Raw genomic sequence first — 23,388 nt, forward strand, 5'->3', positions numbered from 1 at the left:
AGGGAAAACGAACGCCATGCTTCGCCAGAACTTCACGCCGCGAAATCGTGCGGCATGGGCAAGCTTCGTGAAGTTTGGCGGCGTCGCCGCCGCGATGGCGCTCGCCGGCCCGGTCGCGGCCGCACCGACCGACGATCTGAAGACGCTGCTGGCCGATCACTATGCCTGGACCCTGCGCGAGAGCCCGACCTTCGCCTCGTCGGTCGGGGTGCGCGATTACGATACCGAACTGGGTGACCCCTCGCTCGCCGCCGAGGACCGCCGCGCCGCACAGGCCGGGGCGTTTCTAAAGCGCCTCGATGCAATCCCCGATGCCGCCCTGACGCCCGCCGATCGCACGAACAAGGCGATCCTGCGCCGGATGCTGGCCGAGACGATCGAGGGCAATCGCTTCGGCCAGCGGATGATCCTGTTCACCAGCTATTCCTCGCCCTGGCAGGGCATGGCCGGGATGGGCGAGCGGCTGAACTTCCGGGGGAAGCAGGACTACGCCAATTACCTGACGCGGCTGGAGAAGCTGCCGGCGGTCAATGACACGTGGCTGGCGATCACCCAGCAGGCAGTGAAAGCCGGCTATGCGCAGCCCTGCGTGTCGATGGGCGGCGTCGAGCAGGCGATCCGCGGCGTGGTGACGACGGACGCGACCGCGTCACGCTTCTATACGCCCTTCGTCAAATACAAGCCGCGCGATGCGAGCGAGGCCGAATGGACCGCGCTCCAGACGCGCGCCAAGACGGTGATCGGGGGGCAGGTCAATCCCGCCTACACCAAGGCAGCCGACTATATCCGCACGCGCTACCTGCCGGCCTGCGCGAAGGTCGCGAGCGTGTCGGCGCAGCCGGGCGGGGCGGCCTATTACCGCTTCGCCGTGCGCCAGCAGACGACGACCGACCTGGACCCGGAAGCGATCCATCAGATCGGTTTGAGCGAAGTCGCGCGCATCCGTGCCGAGATGGACAAGGTCGCAAAGAGTGCCGGCTTCGCGACGCGCGAGGCGTTCGTGGCGGAACTGCGGACCAACCCGAAATATTATGCGAAGACCCCCGAGGAGCTGCTCGCCGCCGCCTCGCGCGTCGCGAAAATCATCGACGGCAAGATGCCGACGCTGTTCAACCGTCTGCCGCGCCTGCCCTACGGCGTCCGTGCGATCCCGGCCGAGATCGCCGAAGGCACGACGACCGCCTATTACAGCCAGGGTAGCCCGCAGAACCGGATCGCGGGCACCTATTACGTCAACACCTCGAAGCTCGACCAGCGACCCTTATGGGAACTGCCGTCGCTGACCGCGCACGAAGCGGTGCCGGGCCACCATATGCAGATCGCGATGCAGCAGGAGCTTGACCTGCCGCCGCTGCGCGCCCGCCTCGCGCACTTCACCGCCTTCACCGAAGGGTGGGGGCTCTATGCCGAGACGCTCGGCAACGAGATGGGGCTGTACGACACGCCCGAAAAGGCGATGGGGCGGTTGAGCTACGACATGTGGCGCGCCTGCCGGCTGGTCGTCGACACCGGCATCCATGCCAAGGGCTGGACGAAGGACCGTGCGGTCGCCTTCATGCGCGACAATACCGCGCTGTCGGCGGCGAACATCGATGCCGAGGTCAATCGCTACATCGCCTGGCCGGGGCAGGCGTTGGGGTATAAGCTGGGCGAGCTGAAGATCCTGGAGCTCAGGCGCAAGGCGGAGGCTGCGCTGGGTGCGAAGTTCGATCTCGCCGCCTTCAACGACACGGTGCTGGAGCAGGGATCGGTCCCGCTCGATGTGCTCGACGCGCACGTGATCGCCTGGATTGCGGTGCAGATGAACGCCGGATAACTGAACGAAGTCGTTAGCCTGACACATATCTGCGACACTTTTCGCAGGTCTGCGGCACGGTGTTGCGACAGCTGCGTTCCATTATCCTCTCATGCCCGAACAGGGTTGGTTCAAGAGGAGTGCGTATCATGAAGAAGCTCACACTGATGCTCGCCGGTCTCGGCATCGCCACCGCCACGGTTCCGGCCGTCGCGAGCGCGCAGGGCTACAACAACTGGCATCCGATCAACGCCCGCGTGGCGAACCTCGACCGCCGCATCGACCAGGGCATCCGCAGCGGCGCGCTGACCCGTGGTGAAGCCGTCCGTCTGCGTGGCGAATTCCGCCAGGTCGTCCGCCTCGAACAGCGCTACCGTGCCGGTGGCCTGTCGCAATGGGAACGCCGCGATCTCGACCGCCGCTTCGACGCGCTGTCGCGCCAGGTTCGCTGGGAGCGCAACGATCGCCAGGATCGTCGCTATCGCTAAGCAAAACAGAGGGGCCTCGCCGGCGACGGCGGGGCCTCCTCATTTCAGCGGCTTGCCCGAATCCTTCCACTTATCGAGGATCTGCGAATCGTCGGCATAGCGCTCCTGCACCACGCCGCTCGCGACATGCGGTGTCTGGATGACGGCAGCAGGCGTGGGTGCGGGTGGTGTCGCCTGTGCGATCAGTGCCGCGGCGGCACTCGCGATGGCCGGCGTGACCAAAGTCGGCGTCGTGGTCGCCAGCACCAGCGGCGTCTCGACCGGCACATGCGGCCCCGGCATCGGCTCGCCGCCCAGATACGCCTGGCGAAACGCCAGCGGAGTACCCCAATAGCCCTTCCACCGGTGGAACAGATGCGCGCCGAACATGCCCGTCATCACCAGGCTGCGGTTCCACGACGGGGTGACCGCGTAGGTGTGGTAATGCGTCGCCATGCCGACGGGCGCGAAGACGTAGCCCGCCAGCGCCCGCGCCGCGACCCGCCGTGCGCGGTCCCACGCCGACGGCATCGGCGCGCGCGCCATTGCGCCATCGCAGGCGAAGCTGAACTGGCACCCGCGCCGCTCCGACCCCTGATAGACGACGCCGCAGACGGTCGCGGGGAAGGTCGGGTGGCGCACCCGGTTCAGGATCACCTGCGCGACCGCGGCCTGTCCGTCGTCGGGCTCGGTCGCGGCCTCGTAATAGATCGCGGTCGTCAGGCACTGCACCGCGCGCGCCTTGTCGAGTATCGATCCGCGCAGGACGAACGGCTGGGCCGCACGGATCGAGGCATCGCCCTCGGTTCCGCCATCGGGCACGGGGGCGGCGGGCAGCGCGACGGTACCGGTCGCACCGGTCACCGGCAGATCCTTTTGCTCATCGACGTACAGCAGCGCGGCGCCGGGGAAATGCTCCTGCGCATCGAAGCCGATGGGGTGGGCAGGGGGCATCGGGATCGCCAGCGGCTGGCCCTCGACCGTACGCCCGGCGTGAGCGGAGAAGCCGGCACCTGCCAGCGACACCGCCAGCGCAGCCAGCGCCCCGCGCCCCTGCATTGAGAACCACCGTGCGATCACGGCATGTCAGATAGCGGTGAACGTTGACGATTTCGCCAGCAAATTTGGGCCTGTCCCGCCGTGAAACGCTACATGGTTAAGCTAAGAAACGGTGGCTCAATCGTCGCTCCTGTCGCGATTGGCGTAGAGCATCGCGGCGGCGACCGCGGCTGAGCCGATCCCGACCCCCAGGCCGATCGCCTTCAGCGGCCAGCCGTCCTTCGGCTTGACCTTTGCGATCGCCTTTTCGGTCCGCTCTTTCGCGTCCTTCGCCGCGGCGACGATCTCGTTGGTGATGTCTTCGGACACGCTTACTCTCCCGAACTCTTGTTTCCGCCACGGTATGCGGCGCGGAAGCCATTGGCAAACGTGGTGAGTCCGCCGGCCGCGATGGCTGCGCGCAGATCGGCCATCAGCGCCTGATAGAACCACAGATTATGCTCGGTCATCAGCATCGCGCCCAGAATCTCCTGCGCGCGGACGAGGTGATGAATGTACGCACGGCTCCACGTCCCGCACACCGGGCAGGCGCAGGCCGGGTCGAGCGGCCCGGTATCCTCGGCGAACTTCGCGTTGCGGATGTTGATCGGCCCTTCGCGCGTGAAGGCCTGCCCCGTGCGCCCTGACCGGGTCGGCAATACGCAGTCGAACATGTCGATCCCGCGCTCGACCGCGCCGACGATGTCGTCGGGCTTGCCGACGCCCATCAGGTAGCGTGGCTTGTCCGCGGGCAGCTGGGCGGGCGCGAAGTCGAGGCAGCCGAACATCGCCTCCTGCCCCTCGCCGACCGCGAGGCCGCCGACCGCATAGCCGTCGAAGCCGATGTCGATCAGCGCATCGGCCGATGCTTTCCGCAAGCCTTCGTCGAGCGCGCCCTGCTGGATGCCGAAGATCGCGTTGTGCGCGGCGTGGTCCTCCGCGGCGAAGAACGCGTCGCGGCTGCGGCGCGCCCAGCGCATCGACCGCTCCATCGCCGCGGCCTGCACCTCGCGCGAGCTGGTCGTCGGCACCAGTTCGTCGAACGCCATGGTGATGTTCGAGCCGAGCAGCCGCTGGATCTCGATCGATCGCTCGGGCGACAGCATGTGGCGCGTGCCGTCCAGGTGCGACTTGAACGTGACGCCATCCTCGCTGCGCTTCGTCAGGTCGGCGAGACTCATGACCTGATACCCGCCGCTGTCGGTCAGGATCGGCCGGTCCCAGCCCATGAAGCTGTGCAAGCCCCCCAGCCTCGCCATCCGCTCGGCGGTCGGGCGCAGCATCAGGTGATAGGTGTTGCCGAGGATGATGTCGGCGCCCGCCGCGCGGACATCGGCGGGCTTCACCGCCTTGACGGTGGCGGCGGTGCCGACCGGCATGAAGGCGGGCGTGCGGATCTCGCCGCGCTCCATCGCGATGACGCCGGTCCGCGCGCGACCGTCTGTCGCGGCGATGGTGAAGGTGAAACGGGACATGGGCTCGCCTCATAGGGATATGGCGTCTCCGCGCAAATCCTCCCCTGAAAGGGAAGGCGGCGCGCGTCAGCGCGACGGAGGGGTGTCGCCCCATCCGGATAGCCGAACACCCGTCCGTCAGGCTTTCGGCCTGCCACCTCGCCTTGCAGGGGAGGATTTCACGTTAGTGCGCGTGGACCGCGCAGCCGTCCTCGCCGATCTCGATCTGCACCGTCGCGTGGCCGATCTCGAAATCATGGTCGAGCCGGTGTTGCAGATCGGTCAGGAACGCGTCGCCGGGATGGCCGCCGGGCATGACCAGATGCGCGGTCAGCGCGCTTTCGGTGGTCGACATCGGCCAGATGTGGAGATCGTGGACGCGCGCGACGCCGGGCAGAGCGGACAGGAAGGCAGACACCTTCGCCGGATCGATCCCCGGCGGCACCGCGAGCAGCGCCATGCCGATCGAATCGCGCAGCAGCCCCCAGCTGCTCCACAGGATCACCGCAACGATCGCCAGGCTGACCAGTGGATCGACCCACGCCCATCCGGTCGCCAGGATGACGAGTCCTGCGACGACGACGCCCGCCGACACCGCCGCATCCGCCGCCATGTGCAGGTACGCGCCGCGGATGTTAATGTCGCCGTGCCGCCCGCGCGCGAACAGCAGCGCTGTGCCCAGGTTGATCGCGATGCCGACCGCGGCGACCCACACCATCGTCGTGCCCTGCACCGGCGGCGGCGAGCCGAGGCGCTGCACCGTCTCCAGCAGGATCGCGCCGACCGCGACCATCAGCAGGACCGCATTGGCGAGTGCGGCCAGGATCGACGAACTTTTCAGGCCATAGGTATAGCGCTGCGACGCCGGGCGCTTGGCGAGCGTCGCGGCACCCCAGGCGATCAGCAGGCCCAGGACGTCGGACAGATTGTGCCCGGCATCCGCCAGCAGCGCGACCGAATCGGCCCAGATGCCGAACGCCGCCTCGACGATGACGAAGCCCAGGTTGAGCGCCGTGCCGATCGCAAAGGCACGGCCGAAATCCGCCGGCGCGTGCGAGTGGCCGTGGGAATGGCTGTGGCCGTGGCCATGATCGTGATGCGCGCCCATGGTGCGCGCTTAGCCGCTCGCCGGCGGGATAGGCCAGGGTTTCATCGCTCGCCGGGGCGTCCGCCTCCGCGCCGTCCGCGGCCCTCGCGCTCGGGGCGGCCATAGGGGCTGGTGCGAACGGTCAGCAGTTCGGCGCGGCTGACGGCGCCGTCGCTGTTCGCATCGAACCGCGCGAAGAGCGTCTCGAACCGCGTGACGAGTTCGCCCTCCGTCACCCTCTGGTCGCCGTTGCGGTCGAGGTCGAACGGCGTCGGCACCCCGTTGCGATCGCCCAGCCAGCGTTCCGCCCAGTCGGAATAGGCGATGAAGCCGACGCCGGCGTTCCACGCCGGGTCACTCGCGGTCGTATCCGTCAGCGTCTGGGTCAGTTCCGCCAGTGTCGTCCGCCCGTCGCGATCGCGGTCCGCGGCGGCCAGGAACAGCGCGACCGGTTCCGCCACGATCGTCGCCGGGGCGGGGCGAAATGGGTCTCCGGCAGGCGGCGGCGCGGCATCCTGCGCGGTGGCGAGCAACAGAAGCGCGAGGAGCATGGATCGACACCTTTCGTACGGGAGCGGTACCGGCCGCTCCCGCACAGGTCTACGCGGTCAGAACCGGCGCGTGAAGGCCAGGTCGACACTGCGCGGCGCGCCGACGAAGACCAGGCCCGACGCATAGCCCGACCAGTCGGCGTAGAACGCGTTGGTCAGGTTGCGGCCGCGCAGGGTCAGCGTGCCCGCCGATGTCCGCCAGGCGACCGCCGCCTCCACGGTCGTGAACGGCGCGATCCGCACCGTGTTGGCGTTCGCCGTGTACATGTCGCCGGTGTGGCGCACGCTGCCGCTGAGCGTCACGGGCGCGGCGCGCGGGGCATAGGTGACGGTCAGGTCGGCGACCCGTTCGGGGACGTTGGGCGGCCGGTTGCCGGAGCGGTCGGCGCCACCGGCCTCGATCAGTGTCAGGTATTTTGCATCGAGCAGCGTGCCGCTCAGCGCGACGCCCAGTTCACGCGTGACGGGCACGTTGAGCGAAACCTCACCCCCGCGCGATCGCAGTGATCCACCCTGGACGCTGATCGCCGGGTTGGCCGGATCGCGGGTCAGGATGTCGTCCTGACGGATATCGAACAGCGACGCGGTCAACTCGACTCCGCTGCCGGTCAGCGAGGTCTTGAGGCCAGCTTCGTAGGATCGCCCGGTCGTAAGATCGAACCGCGCGTTGGCGGCACTGATGAACAGCAGCCCGCTGACCGGTGTCACTGCGCGGGTATATTGTGCGAACAGCTGCGTGCGCGGAGTCACGCTGTATACGGTGCCGACCCGCCAGGTGACCGGATCGTACGTCTGGCCGTACGCCAGCGTCGTGCCGGCGGTCACGTTCAGCACGCTGCGGTCGAGCGTGATGCGGTCGTAGCGGACGCCGCCGACGACCAGCCATGCCGGCGTCAGATTGAGCGCATCCTCGGCAAAGAGCGACAGCTGATCGACATCGGCCGTCACGTCCTGCCGGGTCGCGAAATTGGCGGGCGTGTCTGCCGGAAAGGTGCCGCGATCGGGCGCGAACGGATCGACCGAGGGCAGCGTCCCGAACCGGCGCTGGGTAAAGAAGTCGGTGTGCCCGAATTCGGCGCCTGCCGCGAAGCGGTTGCGCAGCCCCGCCACCGGCGCGTCGACCGCCAATTGCAGGCGCTGGTTCCAGAACTGATGATCGTGGGTGATGCGCGTCGCGCTGCGGTCGATCCGCCGGCTCGCGGGGTTGAAGCTATATTCGTCGCCGTCGCGCCAGCGCCGCTGGCCGTCGTACCAGCTGGTGTCGCTGGTCAGTGTGACTGCGTCCGACAGCGCGTAGCGGGCGCGCGCGCGCAGCCAGACCGCGTCCGATGTTCCGCGCGCGTCGAGCGTGTCGAAATTCACCCGCCGCATCGCCCGGTCGAGCACCAGCCCGGCGCTGCCCGACACCGCGTCCGACGGATCGCGGGCGACGGCGCGCGACACGATCGGCGTGCCGTAGTAGAAGCTCGACTGGCGATCGCCGGTATAATCGGCCGACAGCGTCAGCGACAGGCGCGGGGCCGGCTGCCACAGCAGCGAGACAGCGGCCGCCAGCGTATGGGCATCGGTATCGTCGACCCAGCCCGATGTCCGCGACCAGGCGACATCGCCACGCACCGCGACGCTCTGCCCGATCGGCACGTTGACGTCCGCCGCCAGTCGCGCGGTGTCGAAGCTGCCGAAGCTCGCCAGCGCTTCGCCGACGGTCCGCCCGATCTCGGGGCGGCGTGGCACTAAACTGATCGCACCGGCCAGCGCGCCGTCGCCCGACGTGACCGATGCCGGGCCCTTGATGACCTCGACGCGCTCGAACATCCACGCGTCCCAGTTGCGCACGCCGACATCCGAATTGGCCATGCGGACGCCGTCGTAGAGGTAGTTCACCGCGCGGGTGAAACCGCGCATCGACACCGATCCGATCGATCCCGGCAGGTTGCCCGCGGCGACGCCGGGCGCGGCGTTCAGCACCTCGATCGCGCTGCGCAGGCCCTGCGCCTGCATCTGGTCCTGCATGATGGAGTCGACGGTCGCGGGCGTCTCGCGGTTGGTCAGGCCCAGCCGGCCGGCGACGTCCGGCGTCTCCTCCAGCTGGCGCTGGCCGGTGACGACGACGGTATCCTGCGCCTGGGCAGCGGTGGCGGTCAGGCAGAGGGCGAGGGTGATGAGCGAAGTCTTCATGGTCGTATCTCAGCAGGAAAGGGGGGAAGCGGCGCGCACGCGGCGGCGCCAGTGGAGCCATCCGGTGACGAACAGCGCGAGGGGAACGAAGCCGAGCAGGACGGCGAGGATGCGGGTCGCCAGACCGCCGATGGAGCCGTCGTGGATCGACCGCATCCAGTTGGACACGACGCCCGCCCGCCGCCCGTCGTGGACGGCCAGCACGCGGCCGGAGAAGCGGTCGACGAAGACATAGCTGCCGGGAAAGCGCCGGTGCGCATCACCGGGCAGCGCGACGCGCACGCGGATCGGCGTGTCTCCGGCGCCGGTTACGTCGATGAACACCAGTCGGGCTTGCGGAACCGCGCGTCGCGCCGCGGCAAGCGCGGTGGCGAGGCTGATCGGCGGGCCGCCCGTCGCCACCGAATGCGGCGCGGGAACGGGCGGCGGCGCGAGCAGCCAGGCCTTTACGTCGTCGAGCGCGAGCAGCACGCCGGTCGCGACCAACAGAGCGGGCAGCCCCGCACTCCACAGCCCGAAATGCTTGTGCAGGTCGCGCAGGCGACGGATCGACACCGCGCGCCGCTTGAACGCCAGCGCCTTGGCCCAGCTGCCGCGCGGCCACCAGGCAATGACGCCGCTTGTCAGCAGCACCAGCATCGCGACCCCCGACCAGCCGACGATCTGCCGCCCGGTATCGGCCGCCAGCAATTGCATATGCAGCTCGTACAGCCAGCTCATCAGGTATCCGCCCCACGGGGCGGTGCGCAGGATGCGGGTGCCATCGGACGAGAACCACAGCATCATTCGCGGCGCGCTGTGATGCCCGGCGTGCGACGCGGACGGATAGAAGCGCGCCGGGATGGCACCGCCCGCATCGGTCGCCTCGAACGACCATTTGCCGGCCGGGTCGGGGAACCGTGCGCGGCCCGTCGCCAGCGCGCGGTCCCAGACGGGCGATGCCCAGCCTGGTGCCGGTGCAGGTGCGGCGACCTGCGTTTCCGGGTGCAACAGGTCGTCGATCTCGACGTAGAAGACCAGCGCCGACCCGGTCAGCCCGAGCAGCACGAACAGAGCGCCCACGCTCAGGCCAAGCCAAAGATGGACACGACGGATAAGGATACGCGCGCGCGTCATCGAAAACGCGCCGCAAGCAGGCGAGGGGACATGATCGTCCTTCCGGTCGGCAGGAATCGGCCGCGCACGGGGGCGCGGGCGTCGGCGCCGGAAGGTCTTCAGAAGTCTGCGGACCGTCCGGCGATCAGGCCGGACGCGGTGGTCCTCGCAAGGGGGGGCGCAGGCGGGCAGGGGCAGGAACCAGCGGCAGCGCGACCGGGCGCAACGCCATCGCCATCGCGACGAGCAGGGCGATCGCCAGCAGCAGCGGATCGGTCGCCGCCAGCGACGGCGCCATCAACCCGGCATAGGCGCAGGGGGCGCTTGCCCCCTCGTCATGCTTGGGCGCGTCGGTGGGGGCGTGGTGCGCCATGCCCGGCATCTCGACGACCATCGTCATCGGACCGGTGCCGCTACAGATGCTGACCACGATCCGCCCGTGCGACACCGTCGGCATGAACCCGGCCGGCACCAGCAATTTCATCGCAAGCGCCAGCGCGACGATCGCACACGCGAGCCCCGGACGGACATGGAAGAGGCGTCGCAGCGCGGTCACGCGGTCGCTTTAACGGCGAGCGGCAGAGAAGTCATCGCCAGGGATCCGGACAAATTGTCCTACCCTTGGCGCTCCGGCAGCAACAGCGACGCGTCGCCGTAGGAATAGAAGCGGTATCCGCTCGCGATGGCGTGCGCATACGCTGCCTGCATCCGCTCCAGCCCCATCAGCGCCGATACCAGCATGAACAGCGTCGATCGTGGGAGGTGGAAATTGGTGATCAGGCCGTCGATGCCCTTGAAGCGATAGCCCGGCGTAATGAAGATCGCGGTGTCGCCGTCGAACGGGCGGATGACGTCGTCGTCGCCCGCCGCGCTCTCGATCAGGCGCAGGCTGGTGGTGCCGACCGCGATCACCCGGCCGCCGGCGGCGCGCACCGCGTTCAGGCGGTCGGCGGTGGCGGCGTCGATGCGGCCCCATTCGGCGTGCATCCTGTGGTCCTGCGTGTCGTCGGCCTTCACCGGCAGGAAGGTGCCCGCGCCGACGTGGAGCGTCAGCGTCGCGTGGCCGATCCCCGCCGCGCCGAGCGCCGCGAGCAGATCGGGCGTGAAGTGCAGCGCCGCAGTGGGCGCCGCGACCGCGCCGGGTTCGTTCGCGAACATCGTCTGGTAATCGTCCGCGTCGCGTGCGTCGGCCGGGCGCTTCGCGGCGATGTAGGGCGGCAACGGCATCCGCCCGGCACGTTCCAGCAGAAGCTCGACCGGCTCGTCACCGGCGAAGTCGAGCAGGAAGCTGCCGTCGTCGCCACGGTCGCCGGCGGTCGCGGTCACGCCGTGTCCGAAATCGATCGTGTCGCCGTCACGCAGCCGCTTGGCGTTGCGGATGAAGGCGCGCCAGCGCCGCGGCCCTTCGCGCTTGTGCAGCGTCGCGCCGATCCTGGCTTCGCCACGCGTGCCTTCGAGTTGCGCGGGGATGACGCGAGTGTCGTTGAAGACCAGCACGTCGCCCGCGCGCAGCGACGCGGGCAGATCGGTCACGACGCGATCATGCGTCCCGGCATCGTCCAGCACCAGCATCCGCGCCGAATCGCGCGGGGCGGCGGGACGCAGCGCGATATTGTCGTTGGGCAGCGTAAAATCGAACAGGTCGACGTTCATTCTTGTCCTCATCCCCGCGCAGGCGGAGATCCATCTCCCGCGCTTGCCCGGTGGCCGGTCCGGGAGATGGGTCCCCGCCGGCGCGGGGACGAGGCGGGCTTACTTCGCCGGCGGCGTCTTGCGACCAGGACCCGGCGGCAGCGTCTCGGGGGCGACCATCACCGGTGCGGGGGCGGGGGCCGGCGCGGCATAGGCCGGGGGATTGTCGGCGGCGATGTAGGCATGGACGATCCGCGTCGGGTTCGCCGGCGGCTCGCCGCGTTCGATCGCATCGACATATTGCATCCCGTCGAGCACGCGGCCGAACACCGTGTACTTCTGGTCGAGCGACAGGCGCGGCGAGAAAACGATGAAGAACTGCGAATTGGCGCTGCCTTCCGCCTTGTCCTTCTGTTCCTGCGTCGCCTGTTCGGGCGCACCTTCGCGCGCGGCCGAAACCGCGCCGCGGACGTGGGGCAGGTAATTGAACTCCTTGGGCAGGTCGGGCAGATCCGAGCCGCCGGTGCCGTCACCCTTGGGGTCGCCGCCCTGCGCCATGAAGCCTTCGATCACGCGGTGGAACAGCGTGTTGTCGTAGAACTTGCGGCGGGTCAGCGTCTTCACCCGCTCGACCATCTTCGGCGCGACATCGGGGCGCAGCCAGATGGTGACGCGGCCGCCGTTCGACAGGTCGAGCAACCACAGATTTTCCTTGTCGGTCGTCGCCGGCGGCGCGGCGCGGCCGGGCACGTCGATCAACTGCGCCGACGCCGGCAGAGCAAACAGCGCCGCGGCGGCGGCGACGAGAGCGGAAAACAGACGCATAGGTGAAAGAACCCCAACCCGGATATCGTGCCCGCCCCTTAGACGAGGTCGCGGCTGACGGCAAAATGAACGACGCTCGCGGCGGATTTATGTCCGCTGATCGCCCTTCAGTCCGATCTCGCGGACGCGGGCATCGACCTCGGCCTTGACGGCGCGCGGCACGAAGCGGGTGATGTCGCCGCCGTACATCGCGATTTCCTTGACCAGGCGGCTGGCGATCGGCTGGAGCGAGACGTCGGCCATCAGGAAGACCGTCTCGACCCGCGCATTGAGCTGCTGGTTCATGCCCGCCATCTGATATTCATATTCGAAATCCGCGACCGCGCGCAGGCCGCGAACGATGATGTTCGCCCGTTCGCGTGTCGCGAAGTCCATCAGCAGCGAATCGAATCCGACGACGGTGATGTCGCCATCGACGTCGGCCACTTCGCGACGGACCGTCGCCATCCGCTCCTCGACCGAGAACATCGGCGATTTGGACGGGTTGGTGGTTACGCCGACGACCAGCCGGTCGACCAGCTTGGCACCGCGGCGGATGATGTCCATGTGGCCAAGCGTCACGGGATCGAAGGTGCCGGGATAGACGCCGATCCGGGTCATCGGTCGCGCTCCGTGATGTAGCGTGCGATCTCGCGCAACAGGTCGGCCTCGGGGCCGAACCCACGCAGATGCTCGATCGCCTGATCGACCAGCATCGCCGCCTGCTCGCGGGCGCGGGTCAGGCCGAGCAGGGTGAGAAAGGTTTCCTTGCCCGCCGCCTCGTCCTTGCGCAGCGCCTTGCCGGCCAGCGCCTCGTCACCCTCGACGTCCAGGATGTCGTCGGCGATCTGAAAGGCGAGGCCGATGTCGCGGGCATAGCCCCTGAGCGCACGGCGGCCTTCGGGGGCGACACGGCCGAGGATCGCGCCTGACTCCACCGCGCAGGCGATCAGCGCGCCGGTCTTCATCGCCTGCAATCGCGTGACGGTCGCGAGATCAAAGCTGGTCTTCTCCGCCTCCAGGTCCATCATCTGCCCGCCGGCCATGCCGCTGGGGCCCGACGACGCCGCAAGACAGCCGATCAGCTCGACGCGGACGAAGGGGTCGGGATGCGCCTCGGGCTCGGCCAGCCATTCGAAGGCCAGCGCGTGCAGGCAGTCGCCGGCCAGGATCGCGGTCGATTCGCCATACACCTTGTGCACCGTCGGCTTGCCGCGACGCATGTCGTCGTCGTCCATCGCCGGCAGATCGTCGTGGATCAGCGAATAGACGTGGATCGCCTCGATCGCGGTCGCGACGCGGGCGGTCAGCGCGCGATCGACGCCGAACAGGTCGGCGGTGGCGAAGGTGAGGAGCGGGCGCAACCGCTTGCCGCCGCCGATCGCGGCATGGCGCATCGCGTGATACAGGTCGGCGCGCGGATCTTCCGGCACGGCGAGCAGCAGGTCGAATTCGCGATCGACCGTGGCCGCGACTTGGGTCAGCGCGTCCTGGAGCAGCGGTGCGGGCATCAGCCAGCCGCGAACGGGGTGGTGCCGGTCGCGCGACCCTCGGCATCCGTACGGATCGCCTCGATCCGCGCCTGCGCCGCGTCCAGTCGGGCAGCGCATTGACGGCGCAACGCATCGCCGCGTTCGTAGAGCGTGATCGCCTCGTCCAGCGACGCCTCCCCGCTTTCCAACCGTCCGACGATGCGTTCGAGCTCTTTCAGCGCGTCTTCGAACGACAGCGCGGCGATTGCGGAATCTTCAGCCATGCGACGCGCTATGGGGCAGGGGCAGGGCGTTATGCAACCGTGCGCACAGGCACGACGTTTGGACCGCGACGAAAGGCGGCTGACCCCCATGTTCAAGAGCATCAATCCCGCGACCGGCGAAACCGTTGCCGAGCATCCCGAACTGACCGCGGACGAGGTCGAGGCGAAGATCGCCAGGGCGGCCGCGACCTATCGGCAATGGCGGACGACATCGTACGACGAGCGCACCGCGCTGCTCGCAAAGATCGCTGACGCGTTCGATGCGAACAAACAGCGGCTGGCCGAAATGGCGACGCGCGAGATGGGCAAGACGCTGAAGTCGGCGATCGCCGAGGTCGAGAAATGCGCGAGCGCGTTTCGCTATTATGCCGACCACGGCCCGGACCTGCTCGCGGATACCGAGGTCGCGATGCCGAACGGACGCGCGGTGGCGCGGTGGCTGCCGATGGGCGTGGTGCTCGCGATCATGCCGTGGAACTTCCCCTATTGGCAGGTCGTGCGCTTCGTCGCGCCGGCGATCATGGCCGGCAATGTCGGCCTGCTGAAGCACGCATCGCTGACGCAAGGTTGTGCCGCGCTGATCGAGGAGATGGTGGTGACAGCGGGCGCGCCGGACGGGTTGTTCCAGAACCTGGCCATCCCGTCGTCGAAGGTCGAACCGGTGATCGCCGACCCGCGCATCGTCGCGGTGACGCTGACCGGCAGTGAAGGCGCCGGGATCAAGGTCGCCGAAGCCGCGGGCCGCGAACTGAAAAAGGTCGTGCTCGAACTCGGTGGATCGGACCCGTTCATCGTCATGCCCTCGGCCGATGTCGAGAAGGCAGCGAAGGTCGCGGTGACCGCGCGGACTCAGAACGCCGGCCAGTCGTGCATCTGCGCCAAGCGGATGATCGTCCACGCCGACGTCTACGACCGGTTCATGGACGTCTTCGAACAGGGGATGCGCGATCTGGTGATCGGCGACCCGATGGACCAGGACAGCGCGATGGGCCCGCTGTCGAGCGAGGACGGCCGCGACACGGTGCTGAACCAGGTCGAGGAAGCGAAGCGCGAAGGCGCGCGCGTGCTGGTCGGCGCGGAGAAGATCGACCGGGCGGGCGCCTGGATGACCGCCGGCGTGCTCGTCGACGTGCCGCCCGAGGGCAAGTTCGCCAAGCAGGAAATTTTCGGACCCGTCGCGATGGTGTTCAAGGTCGATGACATCGAGGCGGCGATCACGCTTGCCAACGATGTGCCGTTCGGCCTCGGCTCCAGCGTGTGGACGAACGACGCGGCTGAACAGGAGCGGTTCGCGCGCGATATCGAAGCCGGGATGACCGCGGTGAACGCGATGCTCGCGTCGGTGCCGGAGGCGCCGTTCGGTGGCGTGAAGCGGTCGGGCCACGGGCGCGAACTGGGCCCGTGGGGGCTTCACGAGTTCATGAACCTGAAGGCGGTGATGCTGCCCGGGGCGGAGTAGGCGGCCAGTTGCGGCTGTGGTACGATCGGCCATGGCCGACCGCGACCCCGCCCTCAACCTCGGGCAATTCACCGAACGTGCCGAAGCGTTCTTGGGCGATGGCTTCCACGAATCGGTCGAGGAGGTGCTCGACGACGCCCTGCGACTGCTGGAAAAGCGGCGTGAGGCGTTCAACGCGATGGTGCGTGCCAAGATCGCCGAGGCCGACGCCGATCCGCGGCCGTCGGTGCCGATTGATGACGCGTTTAGATGGCTGGACGAGCGGAAGGCGCGTCGACGCGCATGATGCTCGTCTTCCGTCGCGAGGCGCTCGAAGATCTCGACAGCATCAGTGTCTATGTCGAGCGGATGGCGGATCGCAGCGTTGCCGATGGCTACGATCGCCGCATTCGAGCGAAGATCGCGACACTTGTCGATTTCCCGAACCGCGGTACCGACCGACCGGAGTTCGGTGACGGTGTCCGGTCGATCAATTTCGAAGGCCGGTATCTGATCCTATATCGTGTCGCCGACGATCGTGTGCTCGTCACCCGCGTGGTTGCCGGCGCGCAGGATCTATCTGACCTGACCCCCTGACATCACCTCGGCCAGCAGGTCCTTGCGGCTGAGTTTCCCGATCATCGTCTTGGGCAGCGTCAGGCGGATCACGACCTCGTCGACCCGTTCGTGCTTGCCCAGTTGCGGGTTGAGCCAGGCCGCCAGCGCCTTGGCATCGACCGGGTCGGCGTCCTCCAACAGGGTCACATAGGCGCGCGGGACTTCGCCGCGGTACGGGTCGGGCAGGCCGATAACGAGGGATTCCTTCACCGCCGGGTGGTGGTGCAGGATCGCCTCGATCTGGCTGGGAAAGACCTTGAAGCCGCCGACCGCGATCATGTCTTTCAGCCGATCGACGATGCGGATGAAGCCTGCGTCGTCGATCTGGCCGACGTCGCCGGTGCGCAGCCAGCGCGTGCCGACCGCGTCGGTCACGAAGACTTCGGCATCGGCTTCGGGGCGCTGCCAATAGCCCTTCATGATCTGCGGGCCCGCCACCACGATCTCGCCCGGCTCGCCGGGCGGAGGCAGGCGGCTGGGGTCTTCCTTGTCGACGAGCGACACGCGCGTCCCCGCGATCGGCTGGCCGATCGTGCCGGGGCGCTGCGGCCCGGCATAGGGGTTGCAGGACACCACGCCCGAGGTTTCCGACAGGCCATAGCCCTCGATCAGCGTTGCGCCGGTGTCGCCTTCGAACCGCGCCTTCAGTTCCGCCGACAGCGGCGCGCCGCCCGAGATGCAGTAGCGCAGGCACGAGAAGTCGGTGCCGGCGTGCTTCGGATGATCGAGCAGCGCCTGGTACATCGTCGGCACGCCGGGCATCGCGCTCGGCCGCGTGCGGGCGATCGCGTCGAGCACCTGCCCCGCCTCGAACCGCGGCAGCATCACGATCTCGCCGCCGGTGACGACGGTGCGGTTGAGGACACAGGTGTTGGCAAAGACGTGGAAGAACGGGAGCACGCCCATCACCCGGTCGACATCGTTCGACGCCGGGTTCAGGTCGGCGACCTGTCGTGCGTTGGCCGACAGGTTCGCGTGCGTCAGCATCGCTCCCTTCGGCACGCCGGTCGTGCCCCCGGTATACTGGATCAGCGCGACATCCGTTTCGGGATCGAGCGGCGGGGTCGAACACGCACCGTCGTTGGCGATCAGATCGGAAAAGGATGACATCCGCGGATCGTCGGGCCGGCTGGCGACTTCGCTGCGGCGGAACAGGCGGTAGAGGACCGACTTGGTCGGCGGCAGTGCGCCGGCGATCGATCCGACGACCAGCCGCTCCAGCGTGCTTTTCTCCAGCACCTTCAGCGCGGTCGGCAAGAGTGCGGTCGCCGACAGCGTGAACAGCAGCCGGGTGCCCGAATCGGCGACCTGGTGCGCCAGTTCATCGACCGTGTAGAGCGGCGAGAAATTGACGACGGTCGCCCCGAGCTTGAGGATGCCGTAATACGCCGCGACGTAATGCGGCACGTTGGGCAGGAACAGCCCGATCCGGTCGCCCGGACCATAGCCGAGCCTGGCCAGACCGCAGGCGACGCGGTTGGCGCCGTCCAGCGTCTCGCCATAGCTATATTTGCGGCCGAGGAAATCGAGCAGCGGCGCGTCCGGATGGCGGGCGGCGCCGGCCTCGAACAGGTCGACCATCGATTCCGGGGGATAGGTACGATCCCAGTCGCCCGGGTGGTGATAGGCGGTGCGCCAGAGGCTCTCAGGATCGCTCATTGACACGAGTGTAAGTTAGGCTCGTGGCGAGTGCAACTCAGTCCAGCAGCAGGAGCGTGGCGGCGAGCGTGACGCGGCCGACATCGCCCAGCGTGTCGATGCGCTCAGGCGCCAGACCGGCCAGGTCGATCGTCGGGGCAGTCATCTGGAGGTGCGGGCGCCGCGGGGACCCGGTCGCACCGGCGAGGACGACCAGCAGGGCCAGGACGGCGATTTCGGCGCGACGTTTCCACATGGGCGGCAACGATATGCGACGACCGCCCCGGGTTCAAGCGGCGACGGACAGCGCCGGTGCGATGCGGGCGCGGTCGCGGCCGGCGCGCTTCGCGTCGAACAGCGTGCGGTCGGCGATTCGGTACAGCGCCTTCCACTGCGCCTCGCTTTCCAGCGTGCCCGTGCAGCAGCCGATGCTGGCGGTGACGCGCAGGTCGAACGGCATCCGTGCCTCGCGCAGTGCGTCGAGCACCATCTCGGGCTCCAGCCGGCCGATGGCGGGAACGATGATGCCGAATTCCTCGCCACCCAACCGGGCGACCAGCCCGTCGGACGACGCTACGAGCGCATGCAGCGTGCGGGCAAAGACGCGCAGCACGTCGTCGCCGCCGTCGTGGCCCAGCGTGTCGTTGACCAGCTTGAAATGGTCGATGTCGATCAGCAGCAACGTCGAACGCCCCGGCCGGCCGATCGCCCGGTCGAGAAAGGCGCGGCGGTTGAGCAATCCGGTCAGCGGGTCGGTATCGGCGAGTGCCCTGGCGCGCAGTTCCGCCGCCATCGCCTCGTCGCGCTCGCGGCTCAGCGCCTGGATGCGATAGGCGATGGCCAGGCTGGAGGCGAGGGCCTCGAACGCCATCGTCAGGATCGTCGAATTGTCGAGCCAGAAGCTGACCGGCAGCACGCGCAGCGCGCTCAGCAACCGGGCGACGGCCGATGCCAGCGGCAGGGCCCAGGCGATGGAGAACAGCAGCAGGTAGCGGCTGCCGCGCTGCCACGCACGCCACAGGATCGGGCCGGTGATGGTCAGGCCGGTGATTATCATCAGCGATGCCGTGCGGTCGGCGAAGCGCATGTCGATCATCGATGCCAGTGCAAAGATCGGACCACTGCCGGCGAGCAATGCCACCGACGCCCAGCTCGCCGGGGTCATCCATCCGGCGAAGACGCGCCTTTCGAAGAAGCTGCGGGCAAACAGGATCGCGGCGGCGGCGGTGAGGCCGAGCAGTATCAGGTTGAGGCGGATGCGGTCGTTGTTGTCGATCGCCGGCACCAGCCACGCGAGCAGGCCCGACGACGTGACCGCATAGGCGACCAGCAAGGTGACCATCGTGCAATAGGCGGCCTGGAACCGATAGCGCAGCGCCCACCAGAGCGAGAGGTTGTAGATCAGCAACGCTAAGGCGAGACCGCCGAAGCCGGCATAGACCGCGGCCATCGTCATGTTGGCGCGGGCACTTTCGCCGGCCGTCGCGATCCGCTGGCCGATCACGATCCCGCGGATATTCTCCGCGCGCGTGACACGCCACAGCAGTCGCACGGGCGGCGCGGCGCGCTGCGGCACGTCCATTTCGATGATCGCGCCCAGCTCGACATCGTGCGACAGGGTCTTGCTCGTGCGGTGCAGCGCCGCGATCGATCCGTCGGCGTACAGGACGTGCAGGGACAGGCCGGCTTGCCACAGGCTGCCGATCCGTGCGCGGACCGGCCCGTCGCGCGTCTCGCGTGCCGGGATCGGATCGGACCTGACCCAGTAATCGCCCCGGCCGAAGTCGGTCTGTCGCGTGGTGCAATCGAAGCGATGGGCGGCAGCGAACAGCGCGGCAGGCGTGTCACGCGGCTGCACGCGCGTCACACAGGCCCCGATCGGCGTTCCCGCCAGGCCCGCCTGTGCAAACGCCGGCTGGGCGATGCACGCGGCGGCCATCGCCAGCACGACGCCCAAGGCGCGTAGCAAACCCCAACCCCACATGGCGTAACTGTGGCGGCGGCGGCGCTAAGATCGGGTTAACCAGCGGAGGCTTTCGCCGCGATCCGCCCAAACGCAACGCGGCCCCGCATCGATCGGATGCGGGGCCGCGGCGTCGGTCGTGGATCTGGCGTTACTTGGCGTCGGCGGGCGCGGCCTTCTTGCCCTTAGGCTTCGGCTTCTTCGGCGCAGCGGCCTCGATCGCGAACGACAGGGCGTGGTCCTTCAGCCTGACCGTCACTTCGCCGCCATGGACCAGCTTGCCGAACAGCAGTTCCTCGGCCAGCGGCTGCTTGATCTTTTCCTGGATCAGGCGACCCATCGGCCGCGCACCATACAGCTTGTCATAGCCGCGCTCGGTCAGCCATGCCTTGGCTTCCTCGTCCAGGTTGATGTGGACGCCCCGGTCGGCGAGTTGCAGTTCGAGCTGGAGGATGAACTTCTCGACGACCCGGCTGACGACCTCTGGCGGCAGGTAGCCGAACGGCACGATCGCATCCAGGCGATTGCGGAATTCCGGCGTGAAGAGGTTCTTGACCGCCTCTTCCTGCACGTCTTCGCGGCCGATGTTGCCGAAGCCCAGCGACTCCTTCGCCATGTCCGACGCACCGGCATTGGTGGTCATGATGAGGATGGTATTGCGGAAATCGACGGTCTTGCCGTGATGATCGGTGAGCTTGCCGTTGTCCATCACCTGCAACAGGATGTTGAACAGGTCGGGATGCGCCTTTTCGATCTCGTCGAGCAGCAGCACGCTGTGCGGATTCTGGTCGACCGCATCGGTCAGCAGCCCGCCCTGATCGTAGCCGACATAGCCCGGAGGCGCACCGATCAGCCGGCTGACCGAATGGCGCTCCATATATTCGGACATGTCGAACCGCTGGAGCGGAATCCCTAAGATGTCGGCCAGCCGCCGCGCGACTTCGGTCTTGCCGACGCCGGTCGGGCCGCTGAACAGATAGTTGCCGATCGGCTTGTCCGGATCGCGCAGGCCCGCCCGGCTGAGCTTGATCGCGGACGACAGCACCTCGATCGCCTTGTCTTGGCCGAACACGACGCGCTTCAGGTCGGTGTCGAGGCTCGCGAGCGCCTTGGTATCGTCGGTCGACACCGTCTTCGGCGGGATGCGCGCCATCGTCGCGATGACCTGCTCGATCTCCTTGGGCGTGATCGTCTTCTTGCGCTTGTTCGGCGGCACCAGCATCTGCATCGCGCCCACTTCGTCGATCACGTCGATCGCCTTGTCGGGCAGCTTGCGGTCGTTGATGTAGCGTGCCGACAGCTCGACCGCCGACTTGATCGCGTCGGGGGTGTACTTGACGCCGTGATGCCCCTCGAACGCGGTGCGCAGGCCGCTCAGGATCTTGATCGTATCCTCGATCGTCGGTTCGTTCACGTCGATCTTCTGGAACCGGCGGAGAAGCGCGCGGTCCTTTTCGAAGTGATTGCGAAATTCCTTGTAGGTGGTCGATCCGATGCAGCGGATGCTGCCACCCGACAGCGCAGGCTTCAGCAGGTTGGACGCGTCCATCGCGCCGCCAGACGTGGCGCCGGCACCGATGACGGTGTGGATCTCGTCGATGAACAGCACCGCGTGGGGCAGTTTCTCCAGCTCGTTGACGACCTGCTTCAGCCGCTCCTCGAAATCGCCGCGATAGCGCGTGCCGGCGAGCAACGCGCCCATGTCGAGCGAATAGATGACGGCATCCTTCAGCACCTCGGGCACGTCGCCCTCGATGATCTTGCGCGCCAGCCCTTCCGCGATCGCGGTCTTGCCGACGCCCGGATCGCCCACATACAGCGGGTTGTTCTTGCTACGGCGGCACAGGATCTGGACCGTTCGGTCGACCTCGGGCCCGCGACCGATCAGCGGATCGATCTTGCCGGTCTTGGCCTTTTCGTTGAGGTCGACGGTGAACTGCTTCAGCGCGCTCTCGGCCTTGCCCTTGCCGTCGGCCTTGGCAGGCTTCTCGTCATCGGCGCCCTTCGGCGGCGTCGATTCGGTCGGGGCCGACCCCTTGCCGACGCCGTGGCTGATGAAGCTGACGGCATCCAGCCGGCTCATGTCCTGCTGTTGCAGGAAATAGACGGCATAGCTCTCGCGCTCGCTGAACAGCGCGACCAGCACATTGGCGCCGGTCACTTCGTCGCGGCCCGACGACTGGACGTGCAGGATCGCACGCTGGATGACGCGGGAAAAGCCGCTGGTCGGCGACGGATCGGTCGCCTGCGCGACCTTCAGCGCGTCGAGCTCGGTATCGAGGTAATGCGCCACCGTGGTCTGCAGGTCGCCCAGGTCCACGCCGCACGACGCCATCACCTTCGACGCGTGCTCGTCGGCGATCAGCGCGAGCAGCAGATGCTCCAGCGTCGCATATTCGTGACGGCGCGACGAGGCGGCCTTCAGGGCCTCGTGCAGGGTGTTTTCCAGGGCGGAAGCGAAAGACGGCATGTACTTACTCCAGCGGGCCGCTTGGGAGGACGGGCGACCCGGACCTCCTGTATGTCGGAAGTCGGAAGGCGCTCATCAAGCACGACGACCACGGCACCGATTTCGCCGACGGCGACAAACCGGTGCCCGCGCTCATGATCGGAATAGCGCGTCGGCGCTTGATCTATGGTTAACAGCGCGTTCGATCCGCTGGCGGACGCGGGCGATTTCCGCTTCCAGTGCGGCGATGCGCCCGTGCAGTTCGTCGACCGACAGCGGATCGAGGTCCTGGCGGGCCAGCTCGGCGACCATGTCGCGGGCGCGGCGGGGAAGATCGTCGGCTTCCATGACGCAGATCGTTGACGCAGGGGGAGCCGGTGTCAATAAGCCTTCGATCAAACGGGGGACGGGCGGCATGACGATACCGGCGACGATGACGGCGATCGACCCAGAGGCTGCCGGCGGGCCGGAGGTACTGGTGCCGATGACGCGCCCCGTGCCGCAGCCGGGGCCGGGCGACGTGCTGGTGCGCGTCGCCGCCGCCGGCGTGAACCGCCCCGACGTACTGCAACGCAAGGGCGGCTATGCCCCGCCGCCGGGCGCCTCCAGCATCCCCGGCCTCGAGATCGCTGGCGAGGTCGTGGCCGTTGGCGACGACGTGCCGCGAGAGATGATCGGCCAACCCGTCTGCGCGCTGGTCGCCGGCGGCGGCTATGCCGAATATTGCGTCGCCCCCGCCGGGCAATGCCTGACCGTGCCCGAAGCGCTGACGATGGTCGAGGCCGCGGCACTGCCCGAAACGCTCTTCACCGTCTGGACCAACCTGTTCGAACGCGGCTTCGCCAGCGACGGCGACACGGTGCTAGTCCACGGCGGCACCAGCGGCATCGGCACGATGGCGATCACGCTGTGCGGCCTCTTCGGCATCGACATCATCGTGACGGCAGGCTCGCCCGACAAGATCGCCGCCGCCAAGGCGTTGGGCGCCACGCACGCGATCGACTACAAGGCGGAGGACTTCGTCGCGCGGGTGAAGGAGATCACCGGCGGCAAGGGCGTCCAGGTGGTGCTCGACATGGTCGGCGGCGATTACGTGCCGCGCAACCTGCAATGCCTGGCCGAGGACGGCCGCCACGTCTCGATCGCGGTGCAGGGCGGACCCACCGCGACCATTCCTATCTTCGACATCATGCGCCGCCGCCTGACGCTGACCGGATCGACGCTGCGCAACCGCGACGTCGCGTTCAAGACCCTGGTCGCCGACGAACTGTCGCGCACGGTCTGGCCGCATGTCGAGGAGGGGCGGCTGAAACCGGTGATGGACCGGACCTTCCCGCTGACGCAAGCGGCCGACGCGCACCGCCGGATGGAAGCGGGCGACCATGTGGGGAAGATCGTGCTGACGATGTGACGGCTGCGTGACGC

At 68.0% G+C, this 23,388-nt stretch carries 24 protein-coding genes; 6 read left to right on the forward strand and 18 right to left on the reverse strand.

The window, feature by feature from the left end; translation table 11 throughout:
• Positions 1–16 precede the first annotated feature (16 nt).
• Positions 17–1,816, forward strand: coding sequence for a DUF885 domain-containing protein (locus ASE86_RS05075; protein ID WP_082441681.1), 1,800 nt, complete (start codon positions 17–19; stop codon positions 1,814–1,816).
• Positions 1,817–1,944: 128 nt separating this feature from the next.
• Complete coding sequence (locus tag ASE86_RS05080; protein ID WP_056423184.1) at positions 1,945–2,283, forward strand: hypothetical protein; 339 nt, start codon at positions 1,945–1,947, stop codon at positions 2,281–2,283.
• Positions 2,284–2,322: 39 nt separating this feature from the next.
• Here ASE86_RS05080 and ASE86_RS05085 read toward each other — a convergent pair whose 3' ends face one another.
• The 13 genes from ASE86_RS05085 to ASE86_RS05145 all read right to left on the reverse strand — a co-directional run bounded on the left by ASE86_RS05085 (position 2,323) and on the right by ASE86_RS05145 (position 13,857).
• A complete protein-coding gene (locus tag ASE86_RS05085; protein WP_235523992.1) occupies positions 2,323–3,342 on the reverse strand; it encodes a cell wall hydrolase in 1,020 nt (339 codons plus the stop codon).
• 96 nt (positions 3,343–3,438) lie between these two features.
• Complete coding sequence (locus ASE86_RS05090; protein ID WP_056423190.1) at positions 3,439–3,630, reverse strand: hypothetical protein; 192 nt, start codon at positions 3,628–3,630, stop codon at positions 3,439–3,441.
• Positions 3,631–3,632: 2 nt separating this feature from the next.
• Positions 3,633–4,775, reverse strand: a complete 1,143-nt coding sequence (gene tgt, locus ASE86_RS05095; RefSeq protein WP_056423193.1) for a tRNA guanosine(34) transglycosylase Tgt — start codon at positions 4,773–4,775, stop codon at positions 3,633–3,635.
• A gap of 163 nt (positions 4,776–4,938) precedes the next feature.
• Positions 4,939–5,862, reverse strand: a complete 924-nt coding sequence (locus ASE86_RS05100; RefSeq protein ID WP_056423196.1) for a cation diffusion facilitator family transporter — start codon at positions 5,860–5,862, stop codon at positions 4,939–4,941.
• Between the two features lie 41 nt (positions 5,863–5,903).
• Positions 5,904–6,392, reverse strand: coding sequence for a hypothetical protein (locus tag ASE86_RS05105; protein WP_056423199.1), 489 nt, complete (start codon positions 6,390–6,392; stop codon positions 5,904–5,906).
• A gap of 57 nt (positions 6,393–6,449) precedes the next feature.
• Complete coding sequence (locus tag ASE86_RS05110) at positions 6,450–8,570, reverse strand: TonB-dependent receptor (RefSeq protein WP_056423202.1); 2,121 nt, start codon at positions 8,568–8,570, stop codon at positions 6,450–6,452.
• A 9-nt stretch (positions 8,571–8,579) separates the two neighbouring features.
• Positions 8,580–9,686 carry a PepSY-associated TM helix domain-containing protein gene (locus ASE86_RS05115; RefSeq protein ID WP_056423205.1) on the reverse strand — a complete coding sequence of 369 codons (1,107 nt, stop codon included), beginning with the start codon at positions 9,684–9,686 and terminating at the stop codon, positions 8,580–8,582.
• 124 nt (positions 9,687–9,810) lie between these two features.
• Positions 9,811–10,221: a DUF2946 family protein gene (locus ASE86_RS05120; protein WP_162233309.1), complete on the reverse strand. Its 411-nt coding sequence runs from the start codon at positions 10,219–10,221 to the stop codon at positions 9,811–9,813.
• A 59-nt stretch (positions 10,222–10,280) separates the two neighbouring features.
• Complete coding sequence (gene queA / locus ASE86_RS05125) at positions 10,281–11,318, reverse strand: tRNA preQ1(34) S-adenosylmethionine ribosyltransferase-isomerase QueA (protein ID WP_056423208.1); 1,038 nt, start codon at positions 11,316–11,318, stop codon at positions 10,281–10,283.
• A gap of 99 nt (positions 11,319–11,417) precedes the next feature.
• Positions 11,418–12,122, reverse strand: coding sequence for a peptidylprolyl isomerase (locus ASE86_RS05130; RefSeq protein WP_056423211.1), 705 nt, complete (start codon positions 12,120–12,122; stop codon positions 11,418–11,420).
• A gap of 87 nt (positions 12,123–12,209) precedes the next feature.
• On the reverse strand, positions 12,210–12,722 hold the full coding sequence (gene coaD / locus ASE86_RS05135; RefSeq protein ID WP_056423213.1) for a pantetheine-phosphate adenylyltransferase: 513 nt from the start codon (positions 12,720–12,722) through the stop codon (positions 12,210–12,212).
• Positions 12,719–13,612, reverse strand: coding sequence for a polyprenyl synthetase family protein (locus ASE86_RS05140; RefSeq protein ID WP_056423216.1), 894 nt, complete (start codon positions 13,610–13,612; stop codon positions 12,719–12,721). The genes coaD and ASE86_RS05140 overlap by 4 nt, the downstream gene beginning before the upstream one ends.
• Entirely contained in the window at positions 13,612–13,857 is a 246-nt protein-coding gene (locus tag ASE86_RS05145) for an exodeoxyribonuclease VII small subunit (protein ID WP_056423219.1), read from the reverse strand. Before ASE86_RS05145 ends, ASE86_RS05140 begins: the two co-directional genes overlap by 1 nt.
• Positions 13,858–13,945: 88 nt before the next feature.
• Here ASE86_RS05145 and ASE86_RS05150 point away from each other — a divergent pair, with 88 nt between their 5' ends.
• From ASE86_RS05150 to ASE86_RS05160, 3 genes are read left to right on the forward strand one after another with little or no spacing between them, the layout of a single operon-like run.
• Positions 13,946–15,316 (forward strand): NAD-dependent succinate-semialdehyde dehydrogenase, encoded by a 1,371-nt coding sequence (locus tag ASE86_RS05150; RefSeq protein ID WP_056423222.1) that lies wholly within the window; start codon positions 13,946–13,948, stop codon positions 15,314–15,316.
• 31 nt (positions 15,317–15,347) lie between these two features.
• Positions 15,348–15,602 (forward strand): hypothetical protein, encoded by a 255-nt coding sequence (locus ASE86_RS05155; RefSeq protein WP_056423224.1) that lies wholly within the window; start codon positions 15,348–15,350, stop codon positions 15,600–15,602.
• Positions 15,599–15,892 (forward strand): type II toxin-antitoxin system RelE/ParE family toxin, encoded by a 294-nt coding sequence (locus ASE86_RS05160; protein ID WP_056423227.1) that lies wholly within the window; start codon positions 15,599–15,601, stop codon positions 15,890–15,892. Before ASE86_RS05155 ends, ASE86_RS05160 begins: the two co-directional genes overlap by 4 nt.
• Here ASE86_RS05160 and ASE86_RS05165 read toward each other — a convergent pair.
• The 5 genes from ASE86_RS05165 to ASE86_RS15640 form a co-directional block, all read right to left on the reverse strand.
• The gene (locus ASE86_RS05165; protein ID WP_056423230.1) at positions 15,872–17,572 is read right to left on the reverse strand and encodes an AMP-binding protein; all 1,701 of its coding nucleotides are present in this window, start codon (positions 17,570–17,572) and stop codon (positions 15,872–15,874) included. The two genes, ASE86_RS05160 and ASE86_RS05165, sit on opposite strands and share 21 nt — an antisense overlap.
• Positions 17,573–17,609: 37 nt before the next feature.
• Positions 17,610–17,807: a hypothetical protein gene (locus ASE86_RS05170; protein ID WP_056423233.1), complete on the reverse strand. Its 198-nt coding sequence runs from the start codon at positions 17,805–17,807 to the stop codon at positions 17,610–17,612.
• A 33-nt stretch (positions 17,808–17,840) separates the two neighbouring features.
• The gene (locus ASE86_RS05175) at positions 17,841–19,535 is read right to left on the reverse strand and encodes a sensor domain-containing diguanylate cyclase (RefSeq protein ID WP_056423236.1); all 1,695 of its coding nucleotides are present in this window, start codon (positions 19,533–19,535) and stop codon (positions 17,841–17,843) included.
• Between the two features lie 130 nt (positions 19,536–19,665).
• Complete coding sequence (gene clpA / locus ASE86_RS05180) at positions 19,666–21,984, reverse strand: ATP-dependent Clp protease ATP-binding subunit ClpA (RefSeq protein WP_056423240.1); 2,319 nt, start codon at positions 21,982–21,984, stop codon at positions 19,666–19,668.
• A gap of 132 nt (positions 21,985–22,116) precedes the next feature.
• Positions 22,117–22,311, reverse strand: coding sequence for a DUF1192 domain-containing protein (locus ASE86_RS15640; RefSeq protein ID WP_082441684.1), 195 nt, complete (start codon positions 22,309–22,311; stop codon positions 22,117–22,119).
• Positions 22,312–22,378: 67 nt separating this feature from the next.
• Here ASE86_RS15640 and ASE86_RS05185 point away from each other — a divergent pair, with 67 nt between their 5' ends.
• Positions 22,379–23,374 (forward strand): NAD(P)H-quinone oxidoreductase, encoded by a 996-nt coding sequence (locus tag ASE86_RS05185; RefSeq protein WP_235523993.1) that lies wholly within the window; start codon positions 22,379–22,381, stop codon positions 23,372–23,374.
• Positions 23,375–23,388: the final 14 nt, after the last annotated feature.

It is taken from the genome of Sphingomonas sp. Leaf33, assembly GCF_001421785.1.
Lineage (GTDB): Bacteria > Pseudomonadota > Alphaproteobacteria > Sphingomonadales > Sphingomonadaceae > Sphingomonas.

Coding starts and splice junctions, on each gene's coding strand:
- ASE86_RS05130 (WP_056423211.1), bottom strand. CDS start 12,122: ATGCGTCTGTTTTCCGCTCTCGTCGCCGCCGCCGCGGCGCTGTTTGCT.
- ASE86_RS05115 (WP_056423205.1), bottom strand. CDS start 9,686: ATGACGCGCGCGCGTATCCTTATCCGTCGTGTCCATCTTTGGCTTGGC.
- ASE86_RS05110 (WP_056423202.1), bottom strand. CDS start 8,570: ATGAAGACTTCGCTCATCACCCTCGCCCTCTGCCTGACCGCCACCGCT.
- ASE86_RS15640 (WP_082441684.1), bottom strand. CDS start 22,311: ATGGAAGCCGACGATCTTCCCCGCCGCGCCCGCGACATGGTCGCCGAG.
- ASE86_RS05145 (WP_056423219.1), bottom strand. CDS start 13,857: ATGGCTGAAGATTCCGCAATCGCCGCGCTGTCGTTCGAAGACGCGCTG.
- coaD (WP_056423213.1), bottom strand. CDS start 12,722: ATGACCCGGATCGGCGTCTATCCCGGCACCTTCGATCCCGTGACGCTT.
- ASE86_RS05155 (WP_056423224.1), top strand. CDS start 15,348: ATGGCCGACCGCGACCCCGCCCTCAACCTCGGGCAATTCACCGAACGT.
- tgt (WP_056423193.1), bottom strand. CDS start 4,775: ATGTCCCGTTTCACCTTCACCATCGCCGCGACAGACGGTCGCGCGCGG.
- ASE86_RS05105 (WP_056423199.1), bottom strand. CDS start 6,392: ATGCTCCTCGCGCTTCTGTTGCTCGCCACCGCGCAGGATGCCGCGCCG.
- ASE86_RS05140 (WP_056423216.1), bottom strand. CDS start 13,612: ATGCCCGCACCGCTGCTCCAGGACGCGCTGACCCAAGTCGCGGCCACG.
- ASE86_RS05175 (WP_056423236.1), bottom strand. CDS start 19,535: ATGTGGGGTTGGGGTTTGCTACGCGCCTTGGGCGTCGTGCTGGCGATG.
- ASE86_RS05165 (WP_056423230.1), bottom strand. CDS start 17,572: ATGAGCGATCCTGAGAGCCTCTGGCGCACCGCCTATCACCACCCGGGC.
- queA (WP_056423208.1), bottom strand. CDS start 11,318: ATGAACGTCGACCTGTTCGATTTTACGCTGCCCAACGACAATATCGCG.
- ASE86_RS05185 (WP_235523993.1), top strand. CDS start 22,379: ATGACGATACCGGCGACGATGACGGCGATCGACCCAGAGGCTGCCGGC.
- clpA (WP_056423240.1), bottom strand. CDS start 21,984: ATGCCGTCTTTCGCTTCCGCCCTGGAAAACACCCTGCACGAGGCCCTG.
- ASE86_RS05170 (WP_056423233.1), bottom strand. CDS start 17,807: ATGTGGAAACGTCGCGCCGAAATCGCCGTCCTGGCCCTGCTGGTCGTC.
- ASE86_RS05150 (WP_056423222.1), top strand. CDS start 13,946: ATGTTCAAGAGCATCAATCCCGCGACCGGCGAAACCGTTGCCGAGCAT.
- ASE86_RS05075 (WP_082441681.1), top strand. CDS start 17: ATGCTTCGCCAGAACTTCACGCCGCGAAATCGTGCGGCATGGGCAAGC.
- ASE86_RS05100 (WP_056423196.1), bottom strand. CDS start 5,862: ATGGGCGCGCATCACGATCATGGCCACGGCCACAGCCATTCCCACGGC.
- ASE86_RS05080 (WP_056423184.1), top strand. CDS start 1,945: ATGAAGAAGCTCACACTGATGCTCGCCGGTCTCGGCATCGCCACCGCC.
- ASE86_RS05160 (WP_056423227.1), top strand. CDS start 15,599: ATGATGCTCGTCTTCCGTCGCGAGGCGCTCGAAGATCTCGACAGCATC.